Raw genomic sequence first — 19,608 nt, 5'->3', positions numbered from 1 at the left:
GACTGGACAAGAGGAAAATCCATGCTGAAATTTACGTCTGAACACGAGTGGCTGAACATCGAGAACGGCGTCGCGACCGTAGGGATCACCAACCATGCTGCCGAGCAGCTGGGCGATCTGGTGTTCGTCGAACTCCCGGCCGTCGGCAAGAGCTTCTCCAAGGGTGGCGATGCCGCAACCGTGGAATCCGTGAAGGCGGCCTCCGAGGTCTATTGTCCGCTGGATGGCGAAATCACCGAAGTGAACGAGGCGATCGTTGCCGATCCGTCGCTCGTCAACTCCGATCCGCAGGGCGCCGGCTGGTTCTTCAAGCTGAAGCTCGCCAATCCCGCCGATGCCGATGGCCTGCTGGATGAGGCCGCCTACAAGGAGCTGATCGCCTGATGTCCTCCCCGGTCGAATTCTCCTTCACCGACTACCAGCCCTATGACTTTGCCAACCGGCGTCATATCGGCCCCTCCCCGCGCGAAATGGACGAGATGCTGAAGGTCATCGGCTATCCGTCCCTCGATGCGCTGATCGACGACACGGTGCCCGCCTCCATTCGCCAGAAGCAGCCGCTTTCCTGGGGCGCGCCCATGACCGAACGCGAGGCGCTCGACCGCCTGCGCGAGATCGCCAACAAGAACACGAACCTCGTTTCGCTGATCGGCCAGGGCTATTACGGCACCATCACGCCGCCGGTCATCCAGCGTTGCATTCTGGAAAACCCCGCCTGGTACACGGCCTATACGCCCTACCAGCCGGAAATTTCCCAGGGCCGTCTCGAGGCGCTTCTGAACTACCAGACCATGGTCTGCGACCTCACCGGTCTCGATGTCGCCAACGCTTCGCTGCTCGATGAGGCAACCGCGGCGGCCGAAGCCATGGCCATGTCGCAGCGCGTGGCAAGCTCCAAGGCCAACGCCTTCTTCGTCGACGAGCACTGCCATCCGCAAACCGTCGCGCTCATCCACACCCGCGCCGAGCCGCTCGGCTGGGAAATCATCGTCGGCGATCCGGAAAAGGATCTCGACCCGGCTAAGGTCTTCGGTGCCCTCTTCCAATATCCCGGCACCTACGGTCATGTGCGCGACTTCACCAAGGTGATCTCCGCACTGCACGCCGCCGGCGCCATCGCAACGGTCGCCGCCGATCCGCTGGCGCTCGCGCTGCTGAAATCGCCCGGTGAAATGGGCGCCGACATTGCCGTTGGCTGCACCCAGCGCTTCGGCGTGCCGATGGGTTACGGTGGTCCGCATGCGGCCTACATGGCCGTCAAGGACGCCTACAAGCGCAACATGCCGGGCCGTCTTGTCGGCGTGTCCGTCGATGCCCGCGGCAATCGCGCCTACCGCCTGTCGCTCCAGACCCGCGAGCAGCATATTCGTCGTGAAAAGGCGACGTCGAACATCTGCACCGCCCAGGTGCTGCTGGCCGTCATGGCCTCGATGTATGGCGTGTTCCATGGTCCCGAGGGAATCAAGGCCATTGCGCAGAGCGTGCATCTCAAGGCCGTCCGCCTTGCCATGGGCCTCGAAAAGCTGGGCTTCAAGGTCGAGCCGAAGGTGTTCTTCGATACGATCACCGTTCATGTCGGCCCGCTTCAGGGCGCGATCATGAATGCCGCAGTCGCCGAGCAGGTCAACCTGCGCAAGATCGGCAATGACCGCATCGGCATCTCCCTGGACGAGCGCTCGCGCCCGGCCACGCTGGAAGCCGTGTGGAAGGCCTTCGGTGGCAATTTCCGCATCCGCGAATTCGAGCCGGCCTATCGCCTGCCCGACACGGCGCTGCGCAATACCGAATACATGACGCATCCGATCTTCCACATGAACCGCGCGGAAAGCGAGATGACCCGCTACATCCGCCGTCTCTCGGACCGCGATCTGGCGCTCGACCGGGCGATGATTCCGCTCGGCTCCTGCACCATGAAGCTGAATGCGACGGCGGAAATGCTGCCGATCACCTGGCCGGAATTTGCCGAACTGCACCCCTTCGTGCCCGAAAACCAGGCCGTCGGCTACAAGGAGATGATCGACGACCTCTCCGCCAAGCTCTGCCAGGTCACCGGCTACGATGCCTTCTCCATGCAGCCGAACTCCGGCGCGCAAGGGGAATATGCGGGGCTTCTGACGATCCGCAACTATCACCTCGCCCGCGGCGAAGGTCATCGCGATATCTGCCTCATCCCCACCTCTGCCCATGGCACCAACCCGGCCTCTGCCCAGATGGCCGGCATGAAGGTCGTTCCGGTCAAGGCCAAGGAAAACGGCGATATCGACATGGAAGATTTCCGCGCCAAGGCGCAGCAGTATTCCGCTCAGCTGTCCTGCTGCATGATCACCTATCCCTCGACCCATGGCGTGTTCGAGGAAACGGTGCGTGAAGTCTGCGAGATCACCCACAGCCATGGCGGCCAGGTCTATCTCGACGGTGCCAACATGAATGCCATGGTGGGCCTGTCCCGCCCCGGTGACATCGGCTCCGACGTCAGCCACCTGAACCTGCACAAGACCTTCTGCATTCCGCATGGCGGCGGCGGTCCCGGCATGGGTCCGATCGGCGTCAAGGCGCATCTGGCGGCCTATCTCCCGGGTCATCCGGCTGAAAACACCGAAGGGGCCGTTTCGGCCGCTCCCTTCGGCTCGGCCTCGATCCTGCCGATTTCCTGGAGCTACTGCCTGATGATGGGCGGCGAAGGCCTGACCCAGGCGACCAAGGTGGCGATCCTCAACGCCAACTACATCGCCGCCCGCCTCAAGGGCGCCTATGACGTGCTCTACACCTCGAAGTCCGGACGGGTGGCGCATGAATGCATCATCGACACGCGCCCGCTGGTGGACAGCGCCGGCGTGACCGTGGACGACATCGCCAAGCGCCTTGTCGATTGCGGCTTCCATGCTCCGACCATGAGCTGGCCGGTTGCCGGCACGCTGATGATCGAGCCGACCGAGTCCGAAACCAAGGCGGAGATCGACCGCTTCTGCGATGCCATGCTGGCGATCCGTGAGGAAGCCCGCGCCATCGAGGAAGGTCGGATGGACAAGGTGAACAACCCGCTGAAGAACGCTCCGCATACGGTGGAAGACCTGGTCGGCGAATGGGATCGTCCCTATAGCCGCGAACAGGCCTGCTTCCCGCCGGGTTCCTTCCGCGTGGACAAGTACTGGGCCCCGGTCAACCGCATCGACAATGTCTACGGCGACCGCAACCTCGTCTGCACCTGCCCTCCGATGGAGGAATACGCGCAGGCGGCGGAGTAAGGCTTTCAGGAAAGAAAATCAGATGGCCGCTCCGGGAAACCGGGGCGGCTTTTTTATCAAATGACTTGAAGAGCGGTCGTCACCAAGGCGAATAACCCGAAGCAAAGCAGGATCAGACCTGAAAACCGCGACACCCAGAGTGAAAATCCGTCGGGCAGTCGATGCTTCAGGCCCGTAACGAGGCCGCACAAGAAGAACCACCAGAGCAGCGAGCCGGTAAACACGCCCGCCGTCGTGACAATCGCGCCGGAACCGTCACTGGCAAGGCCGAGCCCTGCGAAAATTGCTGCGAAAGCCAAGATGGTCGTCGGATTGGAGAGGGTGAGGAAAAAGGTTGTCGCCGTAACCTTGAGGAGATCGCTGACACCGGCGTCCGTGGCGGCGGCTTTCGGCGCGCCTGCCGATCGAAGAGACTGAATGCCAAGCCAGAGCATGAAGAAGCCCCCGATCAGGCCGAGCGGAACGGATATTCTGGCGAGGATGGAGGCAAAAACGGCAAAACCAGAGGCCGCGAGCAGGGCATAGGCCCCATCGGCCAGCGCCGTCCCCAAACCACCCGCCACACCGGCCCAGAAGCCGCGCTGAAGCGTGCGGTTGATGCAGAGAGCCCCTATGGGCCCGACCGGCGCTGCAATGGCAAGGCCGAGCAGAATACCTTTGAGAAAAAGAATGAAGGTCATGAGGCGCTTTTCAGGATGGAGAGCAATCCCTCCTGCTTAGCACGCCCTACTTGGCCGGCAAACTCGCCTTCATTTTTGCATAGATCTCGGGAAACACCTCAGAGAACGGCCGGGCATTACGGAGATCTTCTTCGCTCGCTTCCCACGTATCAGGGTCGCTCGCTATAGCGCGCTGGATCTCTTCCTCCTCCTCATCTGAGAGAGAGCGTATGTTAGACCATCTCGTCATAGTCGTGTCCTTTCCCGCCTACTCGACCTTCGCATGGAAACAACGGAAATAGCCTCACTCCCCATAAACCGGAAAATGACGGTCACCATCTCGGACCGAAATTCTCCGATGGCCATCATGCGGTTGCCTCTGGCACTCACGATGACAGAGCGTTCCAGAAATCCCCGATCCAGATCGGCAAAATCCAGCCGGTGCTTCCTGAGATTGCTGATCCGCTTCGGCTCATCCCACAATATGATCATGCGCGCATCTTACCCATAAGGCAAGATGCGTCATTCTTAAATTTAGGGAATTATAAATTACAGATCAGCCTGAACGACCGGGTTGCCCTTGGCAGCAAGGGCCGCCAGATCCGCAGGCTTCAGCTCGACCGATTCCCCACATCCGCAGGCAGATGTCTGGTTCGGATTGTTGAAGGTGAAGCCCGAGCGCAGGGTGGTCTGTTCGAAACCCATTTCGGTGCCGAGCAGGTAAAGGGTCGCATGCGGCGCGACCCAGACGCGGGCACCGTCGCGCTCGACCAGATCATCCTTCGGGTCGGGTTCGATGACAAGATCCACCGTATATTCCATCCCGGCGCAGCCGCCCTTCTTGACGCCCACACGGATGCCCTTGGCCTCCGGGCCGGATTTCAAAACGATAGCCTTCACCCGTTCGGCGGCGGCCTCGTTGATGGTCATGATGGCAAAGCCCATGTCTTCACGTCCCTTTCCACAACCGGGTTCAAGGCCCGATGCTTCGAAACATAATGTAAGCGCAGCCGGTAAAGGCTTCAATACCAGCCGACGGCCACCTGCGCCTCTTCCGACATCCGGTCCGCAGACCATGGCGGATCGAAGGTCAGCTCCACCTGCACGCCGGAAACACCTTCCACGGCGCCAACGGCATTCTCGACCCAGCCCGGCATTTCGCCGGCCACCGGGCAGCCCGGCGCGGTGAGCGTCATGACGATCTTCACCATGCGGTCGTCTTCGATATCGATCTTGTAGATCAGGCCGAGTTCGAAAATATCCGCCGGAATTTCCGGGTCATAGACCGTCTTGAGCGCCGCGACGATATCATCGGAAAGGCGCGCAAGCTCCTCCTGTGGGATGGCCGAATTCACCAGCCCTTCGCGCGGATCGGCTGTTTCCTCGGTCGTGGTCATGGCAAATTCTCCTTACGCAAAGAAGGTGCGGGCGTAATCCAGCGCTTCCACCAGCGCATCCACTTCGGCGCGCGTGTTGTAGAGCCCGAAAGATGCCCGGCATGTGGAGGTGACGCCAAAGCGTTTCAAGAGCGGTTGGGCGCAATGGGTTCCCGCCCGGACGGCCACGCCCCGGCGGTCGATCACCATCGAAACGTCATGGGCATGGATGCCCTGAAGCTCGAAGGAGAAGATGCCACCCTTATCCGGCGCATTGCCGATGATACGGAGTGAATTGACCGAACGGAGCTGCTCTGCGGCATAGGCCGCCAGATCCGCCTCATGCGCCGCAATCGCGGCACGGCCGATCTTCTCCATATAATCGAGCGCGTAGCCAAGCCCGATTGCCTGCACGATCGGCGGCGTCCCCGCCTCGAACCGGTGCGGTGGATCGTTGTAGGTTACGGCTTCTTCGGAGACGTCGACGATCATCTCACCGCCGCCCATGAAGGGACGCATCTCCTTCAGCCGGTCCATCTTGCCGTAGAGCACACCGATCCCCGAGGGACCGTAGAGCTTGTGGCCGGTCATTACATACCAGTCGCAGTCGATGTCGCGGACATCGACCGACATGTGGACAGCCCCCTGGCTGCCGTCGACCAGCACGGGAATGCCGCGCTCGCGGGCAATACGGCAAACTTCCTTGACCGGCACGATGGTGCCGAGCGCGTTCGACATGTGGGTGATGGCGATGAGCTTCGTCTTCTCCGTCAGGCTCTTTTTGAAAGCCTCGATGTGGAAGGCGCCGTCATCATCGACCGGCACCCACACCAGCTTCGCGCCCTGACGCTCGCGGATGAAATGCCACGGCACGATATTGGAGTGATGCTCCATGATCGTGAGGACGATCTCGTCGCCCTCCCCGATCTTCGGCATGCCATATCCATAGGCGACCGTGTTGATCGCCTCGGTCGAGGACTTGGTGAAGATGATCTCGTCCACCGAACCCGCATTCAGGAAGCGGCGCACCTTCTCGCGCGCCCCTTCATAGGCATCGGTGGCGGCATTGGAGAGGAAATGCAGGCCGCGATGCACATTCGCATATTCCTGCGAATAGGCATGCGCGACCGCATCGATCACGACCTGCGGCTTCTGGGCCGATGCGCCATTGTCGAGATAGACGAGCGGCTTGCCGTAAACCTCCCGCGACAGGATCGGGAAATCCTTGCGGATGGCTTCGACATCATAAGGGGTCGCGGGCGTGATCCTGTCCATGTCAGCCATGCTTCTCCAGCCAGCCGGCGATGACGCCTTCCAGCGCCTCGACCAGGGCTTCCTCTTCCAGTTCCTCGACGATTTCGGCCACGAAGGCATTGACCAGAAGCGCGCGCGCTTCCTTCTTCGGAATACCGCGTGCCATCAGATAGTAGAGGTGCACCTTGTCGATGTCGGCAACGGTTGCGCCATGGGCGCACTGCACGTCGTCGGCAAAGATTTCCAGCTCCGGCTTCACCGAGAATTCAGCCTCGTCGGAGAGCAGCAGCGTGTTGCAGGCCATGCGCGCATCGGTCTTCTGCGCATCCTGCGCCACCCGGATTTGCCCCTGGAACACGCCCTTGGCGCGGTCGAACACCACGTTGCGGATGATTTCCGTCGAGGTCGTGTCCGGCACGTCATGGCCGAGCGTCAGCGTGACGTCCGTATGGCTGTCGCCGCCGAGCAGGTTGACGCCACGCAGCGTCAGGTCGGCGCCACCGCCTGCGGTCACCACGTGGATTTCCTGGCGAACGAGCTTGCCGCCGGCATTGATGACGTAAAGCTTCAGCTTCGCATCCGCATTCAGCACGATCTTGATCTGCCCGAGATGGGTATCGGCGGCCCCCTGCTGCTGCAGGATGATCCAGGTGATTTCGGCACCGTCTTCCAGCACCAGATCGGACACGGAAGAAACAAAGGCGGCATTGTCAGTCACCGCACGGTGACGCTCAATGACCACGGCCTTCGAACCCGCGCCGAAGCGAACCGGGAAGCGGCTATGCGCCTGTCCACCGGCCTGGTTGGCCTGCAATTCGATGACCTCGGCAAGCTCTGCACCAGCAGGCACGTCGAGTGCGTATCCGTCCCGGACGAAGGCGCCGTTGATGCGGCCGATGGCATCGTCAGAGCCGCGCTCGGCAAGGCCGGTGGCGGCTTCACCGCTTAGCAGCTGGCCGGCAAAACCGGTAACGGTGACACCCTCCACATCGGCGGAACCGGAAGGCTTGCCACCAGACAGGGCGAGAACATGCGAACCGGCCACGACCGGGTCGGTGGCGGAGGCGATCTCGGAGCTTGCGGCCGGCACCGTCTTCAGCAGCGTGCGCAGGTCGGTATAGTGCCAGCTTTCGATGCGCCGGGTCGGCAGACCCTGCGTCTTCAGTGCGTTGAGCAGCCGGTCGCGGGCGACCATGACCGCGCCATCGCCCGGAAGCTCGGAAAGAGCCGCCTGATAGGCGTCGAGGATCTGCGCCTCGGCAGCGGTCTGGCGGTTGAGTTGCGTGACATTCATGAACGTCGTCCTTTTATCTCAAGCGTTTCCTGGCGGAACCGCCTCAGGCCGCGGCACCGATGATATCGGCATAGCCATTGGCTTCGAGTTCATGGGCAAGGGTCTTGTCACCGGTCTTGATGACCTGGCCCTTGTAGAGAACATGCACCGTATCCGGCACGATGTAGTCGAGCAGGCGCTGATAGTGGGTGATGACCACGACCGCACGGTCGGGCGAACGCAGCGCGTTGACGCCATCGGCCACGATCTTCAACGCATCGATGTCAAGACCGGAATCGGTCTCGTCGAGAATGCAGAGCTTCGGCTCCAGCAACGCCATCTGCAGGATTTCGGCGCGCTTCTTTTCGCCGCCGGAGAAGCCCACGTTCAGCGGGCGCTTCAGCATGTCGGGATCGATCTTCAGGTGGCTTGCAGCCTCCTTCACGCGGCGCATGAAATCCGGCGTGGTCAGCTCGGCTTCGCCGCGCGCCTTGCGCTGGGAATTCATGGCCACCTTCAGGAACTGCATGGTGGCAACGCCAGGGATTTCGACCGGATACTGGAAAGCCAGGAAAATGCCCTTGGCCGCCCGTTCGGCCGGATCGAGTTCAAGAATGCTCTCGCCATTATAGAGGATATCGCCGGAAGTGACTTCGTAATCGTCACGACCGGACAGGATGTAGGAAAGCGTGGACTTGCCGGAGCCGTTTGGGCCCATGATGGCAGCCACTTCGCCAGCCTTCACGGTCAGGTTCAGGCCCCGGATGATCTCGGTGTCCGTATCGGCGATCTTGGCGTGCAGGTCTCTGATTTCAAGCATGTTTCCGTCCTTCCATAAGCGGGGTCAAGGCCCGCCGATATCGTATGTCCTCAAAGGCCACTTTTGGCCGAACCCTCGAGATAGGTTTCCATAATCACAATGGCTTCCGCGATGACCGCATCGGCCAGAAGCTTGAGTTCCCTCAGATGGTTCTCTCCGATATCCATCAGCGTCCCGTTCGCCGTCGGATAACGGTAACGCGTGGACGCCGAGGAAAGCGGCTCCAGTTCAATGAAGAGCTCTCGCATCGGATGATCCTTGGGTAGAAGATCCGATAGCCCGCGAATGCTGTGCATCGGTCCTGCTGCGATACCTTCTACCTCCAGAACGCCGCGAAGTGCCTTCTCCACCGCCTGTTGCAGGAAATAGGCGGATTGACGCCTGTGTGCCTGCATCAGGTCCGCCGATACCGCGAGCTCCTCGCGCACGAGCTGAATGAACGACCTGACCCGCGCCGCCCTGATCGTCTCCGCGCTCGTCACGGCATTTCTCCGTAAAGGAGCCGGCCATGCTCGACGATCTGGCTTATCATCGAGGTGTTGAGCCCGAGACTGGCGCGAAACGTCTCCAGATCGCAGGGAATGACATCCGTTCCGATCCAGCATCCTTTCAGCGGCGCATCGACACGCTCGTAGTCATCGCAGCCGAAACCACCATCTTCCTTCGCCACCACCAGCAGGTCGAAATCGCTATCGGGACGCGCCGTGCCACGGGCGCGGCTGCCGAAAAGCCAGATCATCTGCGGGTCTAGAGCGTCCCTTAGCCGGCGCACCAGCTCCCCAAGCGCTTCCGCTTCCGAGCCGTGAGGCCCGAAATTCGGCGCAACCGCCAGGGAAGTCGAACGCGCGCCCATCATCAGCCCACGCTGCCTTCCAGCGAAATATTGATGAGCTTCTGGGCTTCGACGGCGAATTCCATCGGCAGTTCCTGGATGACTTCGCGGACGAAGCCATTGACGATGAGCGCGATGGCTTCCTCTTCCGGAATGCCGCGCTGCATGACGTAGAACTTCTGGTCCTCGGAGATTTTCGAGGTGGTCGCCTCGTGCTCCACCTTGGCCCGCGGGTTCTTCACCTCGATATACGGCACGGTGTGCGCACCGCATCGGTCGCCGATCAGGAGCGAGTCGCAGTTCGTGAAGTTGCGGGCGCCTTCCGCCTTGCGGTGGATGGAGACCTGCCCACGATAGGTGTTGTTGGAACGACCCGCCGAGATGCCCTTTGAAATGATGCGGCTCGAAGTGTTCTTGCCGAGATGGATCATCTTGGTGCCGCTATCCACCTGCTGATAGCCGTTCGAGACGGCGATCGAGTAGAACTCGCCACGGGAATTGTCGCCGCGCAGGATGCAGGAGGGGTATTTCCAGGTGATCGCCGAACCGGTTTCCACCTGCGTCCAGGAGATCTTGGAATTGTGGCCGCGGCAATCGCCACGCTTGGTGACGAAGTTGTAGATGCCGCCCTTGCCTTCCTTGTCGCCCGGATACCAGTTCTGGACGGTGGAATACTTGATCTCGGCATCGTCGAGGGCCACGAGCTCGACCACGGCCGCATGCAGCTGGTTTTCGTCGCGCTGCGGCGCGGTGCAGCCTTCGAGGTAGGAAACATAAGCGCCTTCCTCGGCGATAATGAGGGTGCGCTCGAACTGGCCCGTGTTCTTCTCGTTGATGCGGAAATAGGTGGAAAGCTCCATCGGGCACCGTACGCCCTTCGGCACGAAGACGAAGGAACCGTCGGTAAACACCGCGGAGTTCAGGGTCGCATAGTAATTGTCAGTCGTTGGAACCACCGAGCCGAGATATTTCCTGATCAGGTCCGGATATTCGCGGATGGCCTCGGAGATCGACATGAAGATCACGCCGGCCTTCTTCAGTTCTTCCTTGAAGGTCGTCACGACCGAGACGGAATCGAACACCGCATCGACGGCGATCTTGGAGGTCTGGACGCCCGCCAGAACTTCCTGCTCGCGCAGCGGGATACCGAGCTTTTCGTAGACCTTCAGAAGCTCAGGATCGACCTCCTCGAGCGACTTCGGGCCGGCCGTGCTCTTCGGCGCTGCATAATAGTGGATGTCGTTGAAGTCGATCTTCGGATAATCCACCCGCGCCCAGGTGGGCTCTTCCATGGTCAGCCAGCGGCGATAGGCGTCAAGGCGCCATTCCAGCATCCACTCCGGTTCCTGCTTCTTGGACGAAATCAGGCGGATGATATCTTCATTCAGGCCCTTCGGGGCCTTGTCCACTTCGATTTCCGTCTCGAAACCGTATTTGTACTGGTCGACATCGATCTGGCGGACCTGATCGATCGTTTCCTGCACAGCAGCCATTCTCGTTCTCCAATCAGGCCGGGATCAAGGCCCGGCAGCTTGTCAACGTGACGGTTGAACACCGCCCTCATGTAGTTCTGCAGAAGGGTGTTTTCACCCCCTCTTGTCCAGAGGAAAATTGCATTTCCTCAAATTTATTGGCGCTTATGCAGCACCGCTCATCCGCCTGCGAGCCGCGATACGGCCAAAGGCAGCAATCGCCCGGTCTATCTCAGCCTCCGTCGTTGTCGGCCCCAGGGAAATGCGCAGCGCGCCGAGCTTCGGATCGAAACCCATGGCAGCCAGTACATGGCTTTCCCCCACCCGTCCCGACGAGCAGGCGGAGCCGGCCGAAAGCGCAATTCCTTCCAGATCGAAGGCGATCTGCCCGGTTTCCGATTTCAGTCCGGGAAGCGAAAAGAAACTCGTATTGGGAAGACGCGGCCCGCCTTCGCCATGGATGATCACATCAGGCGCTGCGGCCCGGAACCCAGCCTCCAGCCGGTCGCGCAGCACAGCAAGACCGTCCGACCGCGCAGGCATGTCCTCAGCCACCGCCTCAGCCGCCGCACCGAAGCCGATGATGGCGGGGAAATTCTCTGTCCCCGAACGGTGACCTTTTTCCTGCCCGCCACCCCGGATCAGGGCAACAGGCATCAGCGTTTCCCCCTTGCTGATCAAGGCTCCCACGCCCTTGGGTCCGCCGATCTTGTGTGATGACAGAATAAGGAAGTCCGCCTCCTGCGCATCGGCAAGATCGAGACGACCCGCCGCCTGTACGGCATCGACGACCAGAAGACCGCCCGCCGCCTTGACGCAGGCAGAGACATCCGCAAGGGGCTGGACGATGCCGGTTTCGTTATTCGCGAACATGACCGCGACCATGGCGATGCCTGTTGCGCCGTCGTGGTTCGCGAGAAGATGGGAGAGAGCATCCAGATCGACACGACCGTTCGGCAGAACGGGGATTCCGCTCATCTGTTCCGGTTGAAACCGTCCCCCCTCGCGGATGGCGGGGTGCTCGATGGCCGACACATAGAGATGCCCGATCCGTAGCGGGGCCCGTCCCATGCGGAAATCGGGCGTGAGCACCAGATTGGCCGCTTCGGTCGCTCCGCTCGTGAAAATCACCTGTGCGGGATCACGGTGAGCAAGGGCCGCAACCTGACGCCGTGCTTTTTCGACTGCCGCCCGGGCGGCCCGACCTTCCGCGTGCACCGAAGAGGGGTTTCCGGGCAGCGCCAAGGCTTCGACAAAGGCCGTCCGTGCCGCTTGCGAAAGCGGGGCCGTGGCATTCCAGTCGAGATAAAGCCGTGATCCGCTCATGGGCCTGATTTCTTACCGGCAAGGGCCGGCGGTGCATTTTTCTTGAATTTCCTGTCGCGCTTGCCTTAAGACACCAAAGCACCCAAGTGCAGCCGCACAGACAGTTTTTAATGGTTCTAAACTGGGTTTTAGAAAACATGACAACAGGAGTCAAGTCAGCTCCCCTGTCATGCCCAAGGTTTGGTGACCGAAAAACGCGACACCGGAGTACCGATGCCTGAAGTCATTTTCAACGGCCCCGCCGGCCGCCTGGAAGGCCGTTACCAGCCTTCGAAGGAAAAGAGCGCCCCGATCGCCATCATTCTTCATCCGCACCCCCAATTCGGCGGGACGATGAACAACCAGATCGTCTACCAGCTCTTCTACCTCTTCCAGAAGCGTGGCTTCACCACCTTGCGGTTCAATTTCCGCTCCATCGGCCGCAGCCAGGGCGAATTCGACCATGGCGCAGGCGAGCTTTCGGATGCCGCGTCGGCGCTCGACTGGGTGCAGAGCCTGCATCCGGACAGCAAGAGCTGCTGGGTTGCCGGTTATTCCTTCGGTGCCTGGATCGGGATGCAGCTTCTGATGCGCCGCCCGGAAATCGAAGGCTTCATATCGGTCGCGCCGCAGCCGAATACCTATGATTTCTCCTTCCTCGCCCCCTGCCCGTCCTCCGGCCTGATCATCAATGGCGATCAGGACAAGGTGGCGCCCGAAAAGGACGTCAACGGCCTCGTGGAGAAGCTGAAGACCCAGAAGGGCATTCTGATCACCCACAAGACGGTACCCGGAGCCAACCACTTCTTTACCGGCCAGATCGATTCGCTGACCGCCGCCTGCGAAGACTATGTCGATCGTCGCCTCGCCGGCGAACTGGTGCCGGAACCGGCCGCCAAGCGCATCCGGTAATTCAGACATATCTGATAAAAAGCATTGAGACGGATCCTGTCTTCGGATAGGATCCGTTTTGTCGTTTGTGGGAGCACGCCATGGATCCGCTCATCAAGTCACCCGAACAGCCGCTGGATGAAGACGACGGCCTCTATGGCTACACGGCGGCCGAACTGGAGGAACTCCTTCGCGAAGGCGAAGAGTCGGGGATCTGCGAGCAACCTTTCGAAGAAATTTTTGACGAATTATTTGAGAAGCACTTTGGCAGGAAGCCGACCCTTGAAGAACGTTCAATTGACCCTCCGAGCCAGGAAGGACTTTGACTGAGCGTTCCGCTACACGGATCGTCATTTGGTGAGAACAGACGACCACCTGCGCGGCGGCCCTGAATCGCATGCTGCAAAATCTTGGTCGACAACCCTTTCTCGGCAAACCCGTCGATGGCATGGATCCGGGTACAAGGGTGATCGTGCACAGGTCGCACATGATTTACTGTCGCATCCTGCCAGACAGTGTTCAGGTAGTCAGAATAATGAACGCTCGCCAGCGCCCAATTTCCTAGGGCTTTGAGAGCACGCCGCCCGTGACTGGTTCGCTCACGCCCGTCGTCCCCGGAAACGTGAGCGGCAGGCCTTTCATCGACCGGACCGCCAGATAGGCCCAGGCCTCAGCCTCCATGGCATCACCGTTGAAATTTGCCTCTTCGGCAACGATCACCCGTGCACCTCTCGCGGCTGCCAGCGCCTTGAGGTCCTGCATGATCACGCCGTTGAGGCGGCCACCGCCACAGATGACGAACAATGCCGGGAAAGGCTCGAGATGCGCCGAGGACTGGATGATCGAAGCGGCGGCGACATAGGCCAGCGTACGAGCCCCATCGGAAAGCTCGGCCTCGCCGCGAAGGGGCGGTGCAAAATCGTTGCGGTCAAGCGACCGGCGCCGGGCATCCGTGAAGAAAGGGTGATCCAGATAGCGCCGGGCAAGGGCGTGCAGCACCTGCCCCTCGCTCGCGATGCGCCCGCCCTGGTCGTAGGGAACACCCGCCTCGCTATCGACCCACTGGTCGATCAGCGTATTGCCGGGGCCGCTGTCATAGGCGCGGATGTCACCGGCGGGTGAAATGGCGGTGAGATTGGAGATGCCGCCGATATTGACGAAGCAGACCGTTTCATCGGCCCCGGCCACGCCTGCAGCCAGCGCCGCATGATAGGCGGGCACGAGCGGCGCCCCCTGCCCGCCATGCTCCATGTCCCTCGCCCGCATATCGTAAACCACCGGGATCCCGGTTTCCCGGGCAAGAAGGCCGCCATCGCCCAGTTGCACGGTCAGACCCTGCTCGGGCCGGTGCAGCACCGTCTGGCCATGAAAACCGATAACATCGATACTCTCCGGCGACAGCCCGTTGGCGTTTAGAAACGACCTTACCGCAGCGGCATGCCGCAAGGTCAGTTCCCGCTCGATGACCGCGAGGTTGGCCGGCCGCTCCTGTCGATTGCGGATGGCCCTTGCCTCTTCCAAAGCCTGCTTCAGGCTCTGCCGAAACGCGGAATCATAGGCGATCCCGAGGAACGGTCCCCGCTCCACGATCCGCTCACCGTCCGTTCGGACAAGCGCCACATCGATACCGTCCATGGACGTGCCGCTCATCAGGCCGATCGCCGTCATCAGGTCTTGTGTCATGAGGTCCAACCCCGAAAGGCCATGAATTTGATGCATGGCGAAAAAAACAATGCTAAAGCCCCGCCAGACGATCTACCGGCTAACAGAGTTTGAGGTCATGACCGAGTTCAAATCCGATTTCCTTCGCACCCTTTCCGAGCGCGGCTACATTCATCAGATTTCCGATGAATCGGGCCTCGATACTCTTCTACAGAAGGAAACCGTGACCGCCTATATCGGCTTCGATCCGACGGCGCCTTCGCTGCATGCCGGATCGCTGATCCAGATCATGATGCTGCACTGGTTCCAGGAAACCGGTCACCGCGCCATTTCGCTGATGGGCGGCGGCACCGGCATGGTGGGCGATCCGTCCTTCAAGGACGAAGCCCGCCAGCTGATGACCATCGACACGATCGAAGACAACATCGCTTCCATCAAGAAGGTTTTTTCCAACTACCTGAATTACGGCGATGGTCCGAAGGACGCGCTGATGATCAACAATGCCGACTGGCTGAGGAAGATCAACTACCTGGAATTCCTGCGCGATGTCGGCCGCCACTTTTCGGTCAACCGCATGCTGTCCTTCGATAGCGTGAAGACGCGTCTCGACCGCGAGCAATCGCTCTCGTTCCTGGAATTCAATTACATGATCCTCCAGGCTTACGATTTCACCGAGCTCGCGCGCCAGTACGATTGCCGCCTGCAGATGGGCGGCTCGGATCAGTGGGGCAATATCGTCAACGGCATCGATCTCGGCCATCGCATGGGCACGAAGCAGCTCTATGCGCTGACCTCGCCCCTCCTGACCACCTCATCCGGCGCGAAGATGGGCAAGTCCGCCAACGGTGCGGTCTGGCTGAACGCAGACATGCTCTCCGCCTATGATTTCTGGCAGTACTGGCGCAATACCGAAGATGCGGATGTCTCCCGCTTCCTCAAGCTCTACACGAAGCTGCCGATGAGCGAGATTGCGCGCCTCTCGGCTCTCGGCGGATCCGAAATCAACGAAGTGAAGAAGATCCTCGCCACAGAAGTGACGTCGATCCTGCATGGCCGGGCGGCCGCCGAACAGGCAGCCGAAACGGCGCGCAAGACCTTTGAGGAAGGCGCCCTTGCAGAAAACCTTCCCTCCATCGAGGTGCCGGCGGCTGAGCTGGAAGCCGGTATAGGCGTTCTCGCTCTGTTTGTTCGGGCAGGCCTTGCCGAATCGAACGGCGAGGCGCGCCGCCACGTGAAAGGCGGCGCCGTAAAGGTCAACGACAAGGGCGTCACAGACGAGCGCCAGATGATCGGCACGGCGGACGTGTCGGCAGACGGCGTGATCAAACTCTCGCTCGGCAAGAAGAAGCACATTCTGGTGCGGCCCTCCTGAACCCGATCAGGATTGCGCCAGGGGAATAGGCCGGTTTTTACCGGCCTTTTTCATGGCCGCCTACTGGAACTCGAAGACCTGCCGGAAAATGCCCGGTGCAATGATGGAAAGAGGATTGATTGTCAGGTTCGGCTTTTCAAACGGCCCGGTCAGCTTAAAAGTGATGCCAAGCAAGCCGCGATCGCGACCATTTCCCAACAGGATTCCGATGACCGGCAGCTCCCCGAACAGGCGATTGAGGCCATAGGCTGGCATGAAGGTGCCGGTGACATCCATCTTTCCAGCGGCATCACGCACGACACCCTGGAACGTCGCGCCGACCTGGGTCCCGCGCAGAACCCCGTTTTCAATGCCAAGCGTGCCGTTGCTGTAGGTAAAGTAGGCAAAGCCACGCTGGAATTTTTCCGAGCGCACGTCGATATCGCGCTTGACCGCCTTGTTCAGACTGCGCCCATCCTTGCCTGCCGGCGTGGAAACCATGGTCTGCAGGCGCTCTTCATTCGCAAGGCTAAAGTCCCGCAGATCGATATTGCCATTCCAGCTACCCTGTTTTCCCGGGCGAAGGCGCATGTTCAGCAGCCCTTTCTGCAGCCGGCTATAGAGCCCCAGGAAACGGAAGGTGGAGCCGGCATCGCCGCTTGTCAGCTGCATGAAGCGCCCGCGGCCGTCTTCCACCACCTGTCCCACCACTGGCTGCCCGTTTCCGGTCAGCGCCGACAGCTGCAGCTTGCCGCTATCGGATGTCAGGGGCGCATAGGCCAGATCGACATTGCGAAGGGTCTCGTCGCCAAAGCCGTAAATCTTGTCCACTTTGGCCCGCAGCACCATGGCAACGGATTTTCCCGGCTTGTCATCGGTGCCCGCATTGCGAAGCCGGTCGATGGCCGCGCGGACATCGATGGCCGAACCCGCGACGGCCACATCGAAGCCCGACCGGATCGGCCGCACGGAAAGGCTGAAATTGTCGTTCGCCGCCAGCTTTACCTTCTCGAACGAAGCGACGACGAGTTTGCCGTTTCGAGCGTCGATCTTTCCGGTTGCGCCGAAACCGTCACCGGTAATGACAAGGTTCCGCACCTCGACCTTGTTGTCTTCAGCGGGTCTGACATCGAATTGGGCCTTGGCGGGAATGCCCGCTCCCTTTTTCCAGCCGCTTCCGGGCACGGTGAGCGTCGCCGCAGAAAGATCCGCCTCCACCGTCTGGAGGCCTTCCGGCCTTACAGAGACTTTTGCCTTGACGGTGCCGCTGACCACCTGGTCCAGCTTGGGGAACAACCGGGCGATATCGGCGGTGCCGAGGTTCAGGGTCATCATCCGGTCGCGGATGGCCTCGTCAGCTTCGTCGAAAGGCTCGGTCGCCGCAAGCTGCATGGGAACGCCATCGATCTTGCCTTCCGCATTGAGAACCGCCTTCTCGGGCGTGATCTCGGCAGTGCCGGTCAGAGCGGTCAGGCGCCGGCCCTGAAGGGGTTTCATGACATCCACATTTGTCAGAGTCATGGATGCTTTCCAGTCCGGTTGAACATCGTCCTTTGCGTTCAGACCGAAATGGGCCTGGACCTTTGCACGGATATTGCCCGCCAGATCTTCCGGCTTCAGATCGGCCCTACCCAGAAACTTGATCGGGCGATAGGTGATCAGTTCGGCGACCGCATCCGCAGCCCCGGATACCGTGATATCCGTATCGGCGGTCAGCGGGTCGCTGAAGAAATCCGGAATCGCAAAGGTGCCGCCGTCGATATTCACGGAGCGATCCGTGGCGAAGTAGGACGTACCGGATTTGATGTCGGCCAACAGGCTGGAGCCCTTGATGTCGATGTGACCGGTCGTGCCTCGCACGGGCGGAATATCCCCGGCAATGTTCATTCGCGCATTCGTCACATCGAAGCTGATGTTGAGCTGATCATCGGCAAGCCTGAGACTGCCGTCCTTGTTCCGCACACGCTCCGAAGGGACGAAGACCTCGATGGATCCATTCGAGACCGAACCTGCGAACATGTTTTCCGCCACCCATTTGCGGGCATTGGGAGCGATCCAGTAGGGCCAGAGTTGCTTGAGCGTCTGCATCTGCGCACTGGCCACCTGCGCCGCGAAGCTGATTTCCGGCTCCTTGCCCCCCAGTTTCATCTTCAGCGAGCCGATAATCGAGCCGCGATGGGTCGATGCGGTCATCTGATCGAAGATCAGCTCCCGGGTTCCGGAAAGATAATAGCCGGCGGCCTGCGCATTGAGGTCGGTCGGTGGTGCGGCGGCCGCTTCGGTGAAAACCTTGCCGTCCTTGACGAGAAAATCGATGCCGAAACCTTTTCCCGCCTCCGGCCGGATCCGATCGAGATCGATGAGGCCTCCGGTGAAAGGCAGTTTCGTCTGCGCGAAAACCATGGAGGAAGGCAGAAACTCGACCGAATTCTTGTTGAAATCGTAGACCGCGTTCACATCGGCGCCATCGAGCGGCTGCGGAATGCCATGCAGGGTCAACGTGCCCGGATTGACCTTGGCCGACATCGAGATTTCCGGAAAGACGTCGGCCGATTTCCGTTTGGCGGAAATTTCCGCAAAGGCCGTCGCCTCGAGTTTTTCCTCGATCCGCCCTCGCCAATCCGGCCCCGGACCGAAATGAAGAAGAGGCACGTCACGGGCGGAAGCCCTCAGGGAAACGGCCTTGCCCAGCTTGCGCTCGGCAAGGACGGTAAAGGGAATGGCATCGCCCTTGATCTCCAGCCCGCCGTCCATCGACAGGGAACTGTCCTCTCGCCTTTCAAGCACGAAATGCGCCTTTCCGACCGTGACATCCTTCCCATCAGGACCGGCCGCCAGCAGTTCCATGCCACGGATTTCCAGTGCATCGGTCCGGGCGCGGTCCACGAAGCCGCCAAAGAGATCGAGCTGGGCAAAGCCGTTATCGACGAGATCGGGGATCTGATCGACGCGCATGCGGGTGAGATCGAGACCTTCCCCGGTGGAAAACAGCGCCGTATCGAAGCTCACATCGTCTGCCTCGATGCGCGTGATGGTCAATTCACCCTTCAGCAGCCGGAATGGATCGAGAGCGAGGCGGATTGCGCCCGTTTTCGACACGACGCGGCCCGTTTCCTGATCCTTCATCACGACTTTGCGCGCCTCGATGGCCAGCTGGCGATTGTTGGCGAAGCGGATGGCCGAGCTGTCGACGGTCGCAAGATAACGCGGCCCCACGGCGCCATTCAGGGCGCCCTCGGCACGGGCCGTCAGGGTCCTGTCGAGCAGCCCCGCCTCGATGGCCATGAACGCGCCGCCCGTCAGCAACGCCAGCAGCATGACAAGCGTCATGCCCGCTTTCAGCAGGAACAGGGAAAACCGCACGACAAGCGACCGCGGCCGGCGCGCAGCCTTTTCTTTCGCATGCCGGCGCCTGCGCCGGCCCTCGCCACGGGCCTGCCGATCCTTCATTGATCCTCCTCACCCCCG

19 protein-coding genes are annotated in these 19,608 nt (G+C 60.8%); 6 read left to right on the top strand and 13 right to left on the bottom strand.

Annotation, left to right across the window (positions count from 1 at the left end; translation table 11 throughout):
- Positions 1–21: 21 nt before the first annotated feature.
- Positions 22–384, top strand: coding sequence for a glycine cleavage system protein GcvH (gcvH, locus tag ACT54B_RS11075; RefSeq protein ID WP_476044927.1), 363 nt, complete (start codon positions 22–24; stop codon positions 382–384).
- On the top strand, positions 384–3,245 hold the full coding sequence (gcvP, locus tag ACT54B_RS11070; RefSeq protein ID WP_476044926.1) for an aminomethyl-transferring glycine dehydrogenase: 2,862 nt from the start codon (positions 384–386) through the stop codon (positions 3,243–3,245). Before gcvH ends, gcvP begins: the two co-directional genes overlap by 1 nt.
- Positions 3,246–3,301: 56 nt before the next feature.
- Here the strand turns inward: gcvP and ACT54B_RS11065 are convergent, their stop codons facing one another.
- From ACT54B_RS11065 to ACT54B_RS11015, 11 genes are all read right to left on the bottom strand, one after another.
- Entirely contained in the window at positions 3,302–3,925 is a 624-nt protein-coding gene (locus ACT54B_RS11065) for a LysE/ArgO family amino acid transporter (RefSeq protein ID WP_476044925.1), read from the bottom strand.
- Positions 3,926–4,150: 225 nt separating this feature from the next.
- Positions 4,151–4,396 (bottom strand): BrnT family toxin, encoded by a 246-nt coding sequence (locus ACT54B_RS11060; protein WP_476044924.1) that lies wholly within the window; start codon positions 4,394–4,396, stop codon positions 4,151–4,153.
- 57 nt (positions 4,397–4,453) lie between these two features.
- Positions 4,454–4,849, bottom strand: a complete 396-nt coding sequence (gene sufA, locus ACT54B_RS11055; protein ID WP_476044923.1) for a Fe-S cluster assembly scaffold SufA — start codon at positions 4,847–4,849, stop codon at positions 4,454–4,456.
- Between the two features lie 77 nt (positions 4,850–4,926).
- Positions 4,927–5,301 (bottom strand): SUF system Fe-S cluster assembly protein, encoded by a 375-nt coding sequence (locus tag ACT54B_RS11050; protein ID WP_476044922.1) that lies wholly within the window; start codon positions 5,299–5,301, stop codon positions 4,927–4,929.
- Positions 5,302–5,313: 12 nt separating this feature from the next.
- A complete protein-coding gene (locus ACT54B_RS11045; RefSeq protein ID WP_476045593.1) occupies positions 5,314–6,555 on the bottom strand; it encodes a cysteine desulfurase in 1,242 nt (413 codons plus the stop codon).
- A gap of 1 nt (position 6,556) precedes the next feature.
- The gene (gene sufD / locus ACT54B_RS11040; RefSeq protein ID WP_476044921.1) at positions 6,557–7,828 is read right to left on the bottom strand and encodes a Fe-S cluster assembly protein SufD; all 1,272 of its coding nucleotides are present in this window, start codon (positions 7,826–7,828) and stop codon (positions 6,557–6,559) included.
- Positions 7,829–7,871: 43 nt separating this feature from the next.
- Positions 7,872–8,627: a Fe-S cluster assembly ATPase SufC gene (sufC, locus tag ACT54B_RS11035; RefSeq protein ID WP_183365926.1), complete on the bottom strand. Its 756-nt coding sequence runs from the start codon at positions 8,625–8,627 to the stop codon at positions 7,872–7,874.
- Between the two features lie 50 nt (positions 8,628–8,677).
- Positions 8,678–9,109, bottom strand: coding sequence for a HEPN domain-containing protein (locus ACT54B_RS11030; protein WP_476044920.1), 432 nt, complete (start codon positions 9,107–9,109; stop codon positions 8,678–8,680).
- The gene (locus ACT54B_RS11025; RefSeq protein ID WP_476044919.1) at positions 9,106–9,483 is read right to left on the bottom strand and encodes a nucleotidyltransferase domain-containing protein; all 378 of its coding nucleotides are present in this window, start codon (positions 9,481–9,483) and stop codon (positions 9,106–9,108) included. Before ACT54B_RS11025 ends, ACT54B_RS11030 begins: the two co-directional genes overlap by 4 nt.
- The gene (gene sufB / locus ACT54B_RS11020) at positions 9,483–10,952 is read right to left on the bottom strand and encodes a Fe-S cluster assembly protein SufB (protein WP_476044918.1); all 1,470 of its coding nucleotides are present in this window, start codon (positions 10,950–10,952) and stop codon (positions 9,483–9,485) included. Before sufB ends, ACT54B_RS11025 begins: the two co-directional genes overlap by 1 nt.
- Before the next feature lie 144 nt (positions 10,953–11,096).
- Positions 11,097–12,257 (bottom strand): cysteine desulfurase family protein, encoded by a 1,161-nt coding sequence (locus ACT54B_RS11015; RefSeq protein ID WP_476044917.1) that lies wholly within the window; start codon positions 12,255–12,257, stop codon positions 11,097–11,099.
- Positions 12,258–12,470: 213 nt separating this feature from the next.
- On the opposite strand from ACT54B_RS11015, the gene ACT54B_RS11010 reads away from it, so the two are divergent.
- The 3 genes from ACT54B_RS11010 to ACT54B_RS11000 all read left to right on the top strand — a co-directional run bounded on the left by ACT54B_RS11010 (position 12,471) and on the right by ACT54B_RS11000 (position 13,692).
- Complete coding sequence (locus tag ACT54B_RS11010; protein ID WP_476044916.1) at positions 12,471–13,148, top strand: alpha/beta hydrolase; 678 nt, start codon at positions 12,471–12,473, stop codon at positions 13,146–13,148.
- 80 nt (positions 13,149–13,228) lie between these two features.
- Entirely contained in the window at positions 13,229–13,453 is a 225-nt protein-coding gene (locus tag ACT54B_RS11005; protein WP_476044915.1) for a hypothetical protein, read from the top strand.
- Between the two features lie 62 nt (positions 13,454–13,515).
- Positions 13,516–13,692 (top strand): type II toxin-antitoxin system RelE/ParE family toxin, encoded by a 177-nt coding sequence (locus tag ACT54B_RS11000; RefSeq protein WP_476045592.1) that lies wholly within the window; start codon positions 13,516–13,518, stop codon positions 13,690–13,692.
- Here the strand turns inward: ACT54B_RS11000 and ACT54B_RS10995 are convergent.
- Positions 13,689–14,810, bottom strand: a complete 1,122-nt coding sequence (locus ACT54B_RS10995; RefSeq protein WP_476044914.1) for an anhydro-N-acetylmuramic acid kinase — start codon at positions 14,808–14,810, stop codon at positions 13,689–13,691. The two genes, ACT54B_RS11000 and ACT54B_RS10995, sit on opposite strands and share 4 nt — an antisense overlap.
- 97 nt (positions 14,811–14,907) lie before the next feature.
- Here ACT54B_RS10995 and tyrS point away from each other — a divergent pair, with 97 nt between their 5' ends.
- Positions 14,908–16,161 carry a tyrosine--tRNA ligase gene (gene tyrS, locus ACT54B_RS10990; protein WP_476044913.1) on the top strand — a complete coding sequence of 418 codons (1,254 nt, stop codon included), beginning with the start codon at positions 14,908–14,910 and terminating at the stop codon, positions 16,159–16,161.
- 60 nt (positions 16,162–16,221) lie between these two features.
- Here tyrS and ACT54B_RS10985 read toward each other — a convergent pair whose 3' ends face one another.
- Positions 16,222–19,590, bottom strand: a complete 3,369-nt coding sequence (locus ACT54B_RS10985) for a YhdP family protein (protein ID WP_476044912.1) — start codon at positions 19,588–19,590, stop codon at positions 16,222–16,224.
- Positions 19,591–19,608: the final 18 nt, after the last annotated feature.

The sequence above is a fragment of the Gellertiella sp. DMC107 genome, assembly GCF_056313605.1.
The sequence above is the reverse complement of the archived record's forward strand: the minus strand, read 5'-3'. Positions and strand labels throughout refer to the sequence as shown.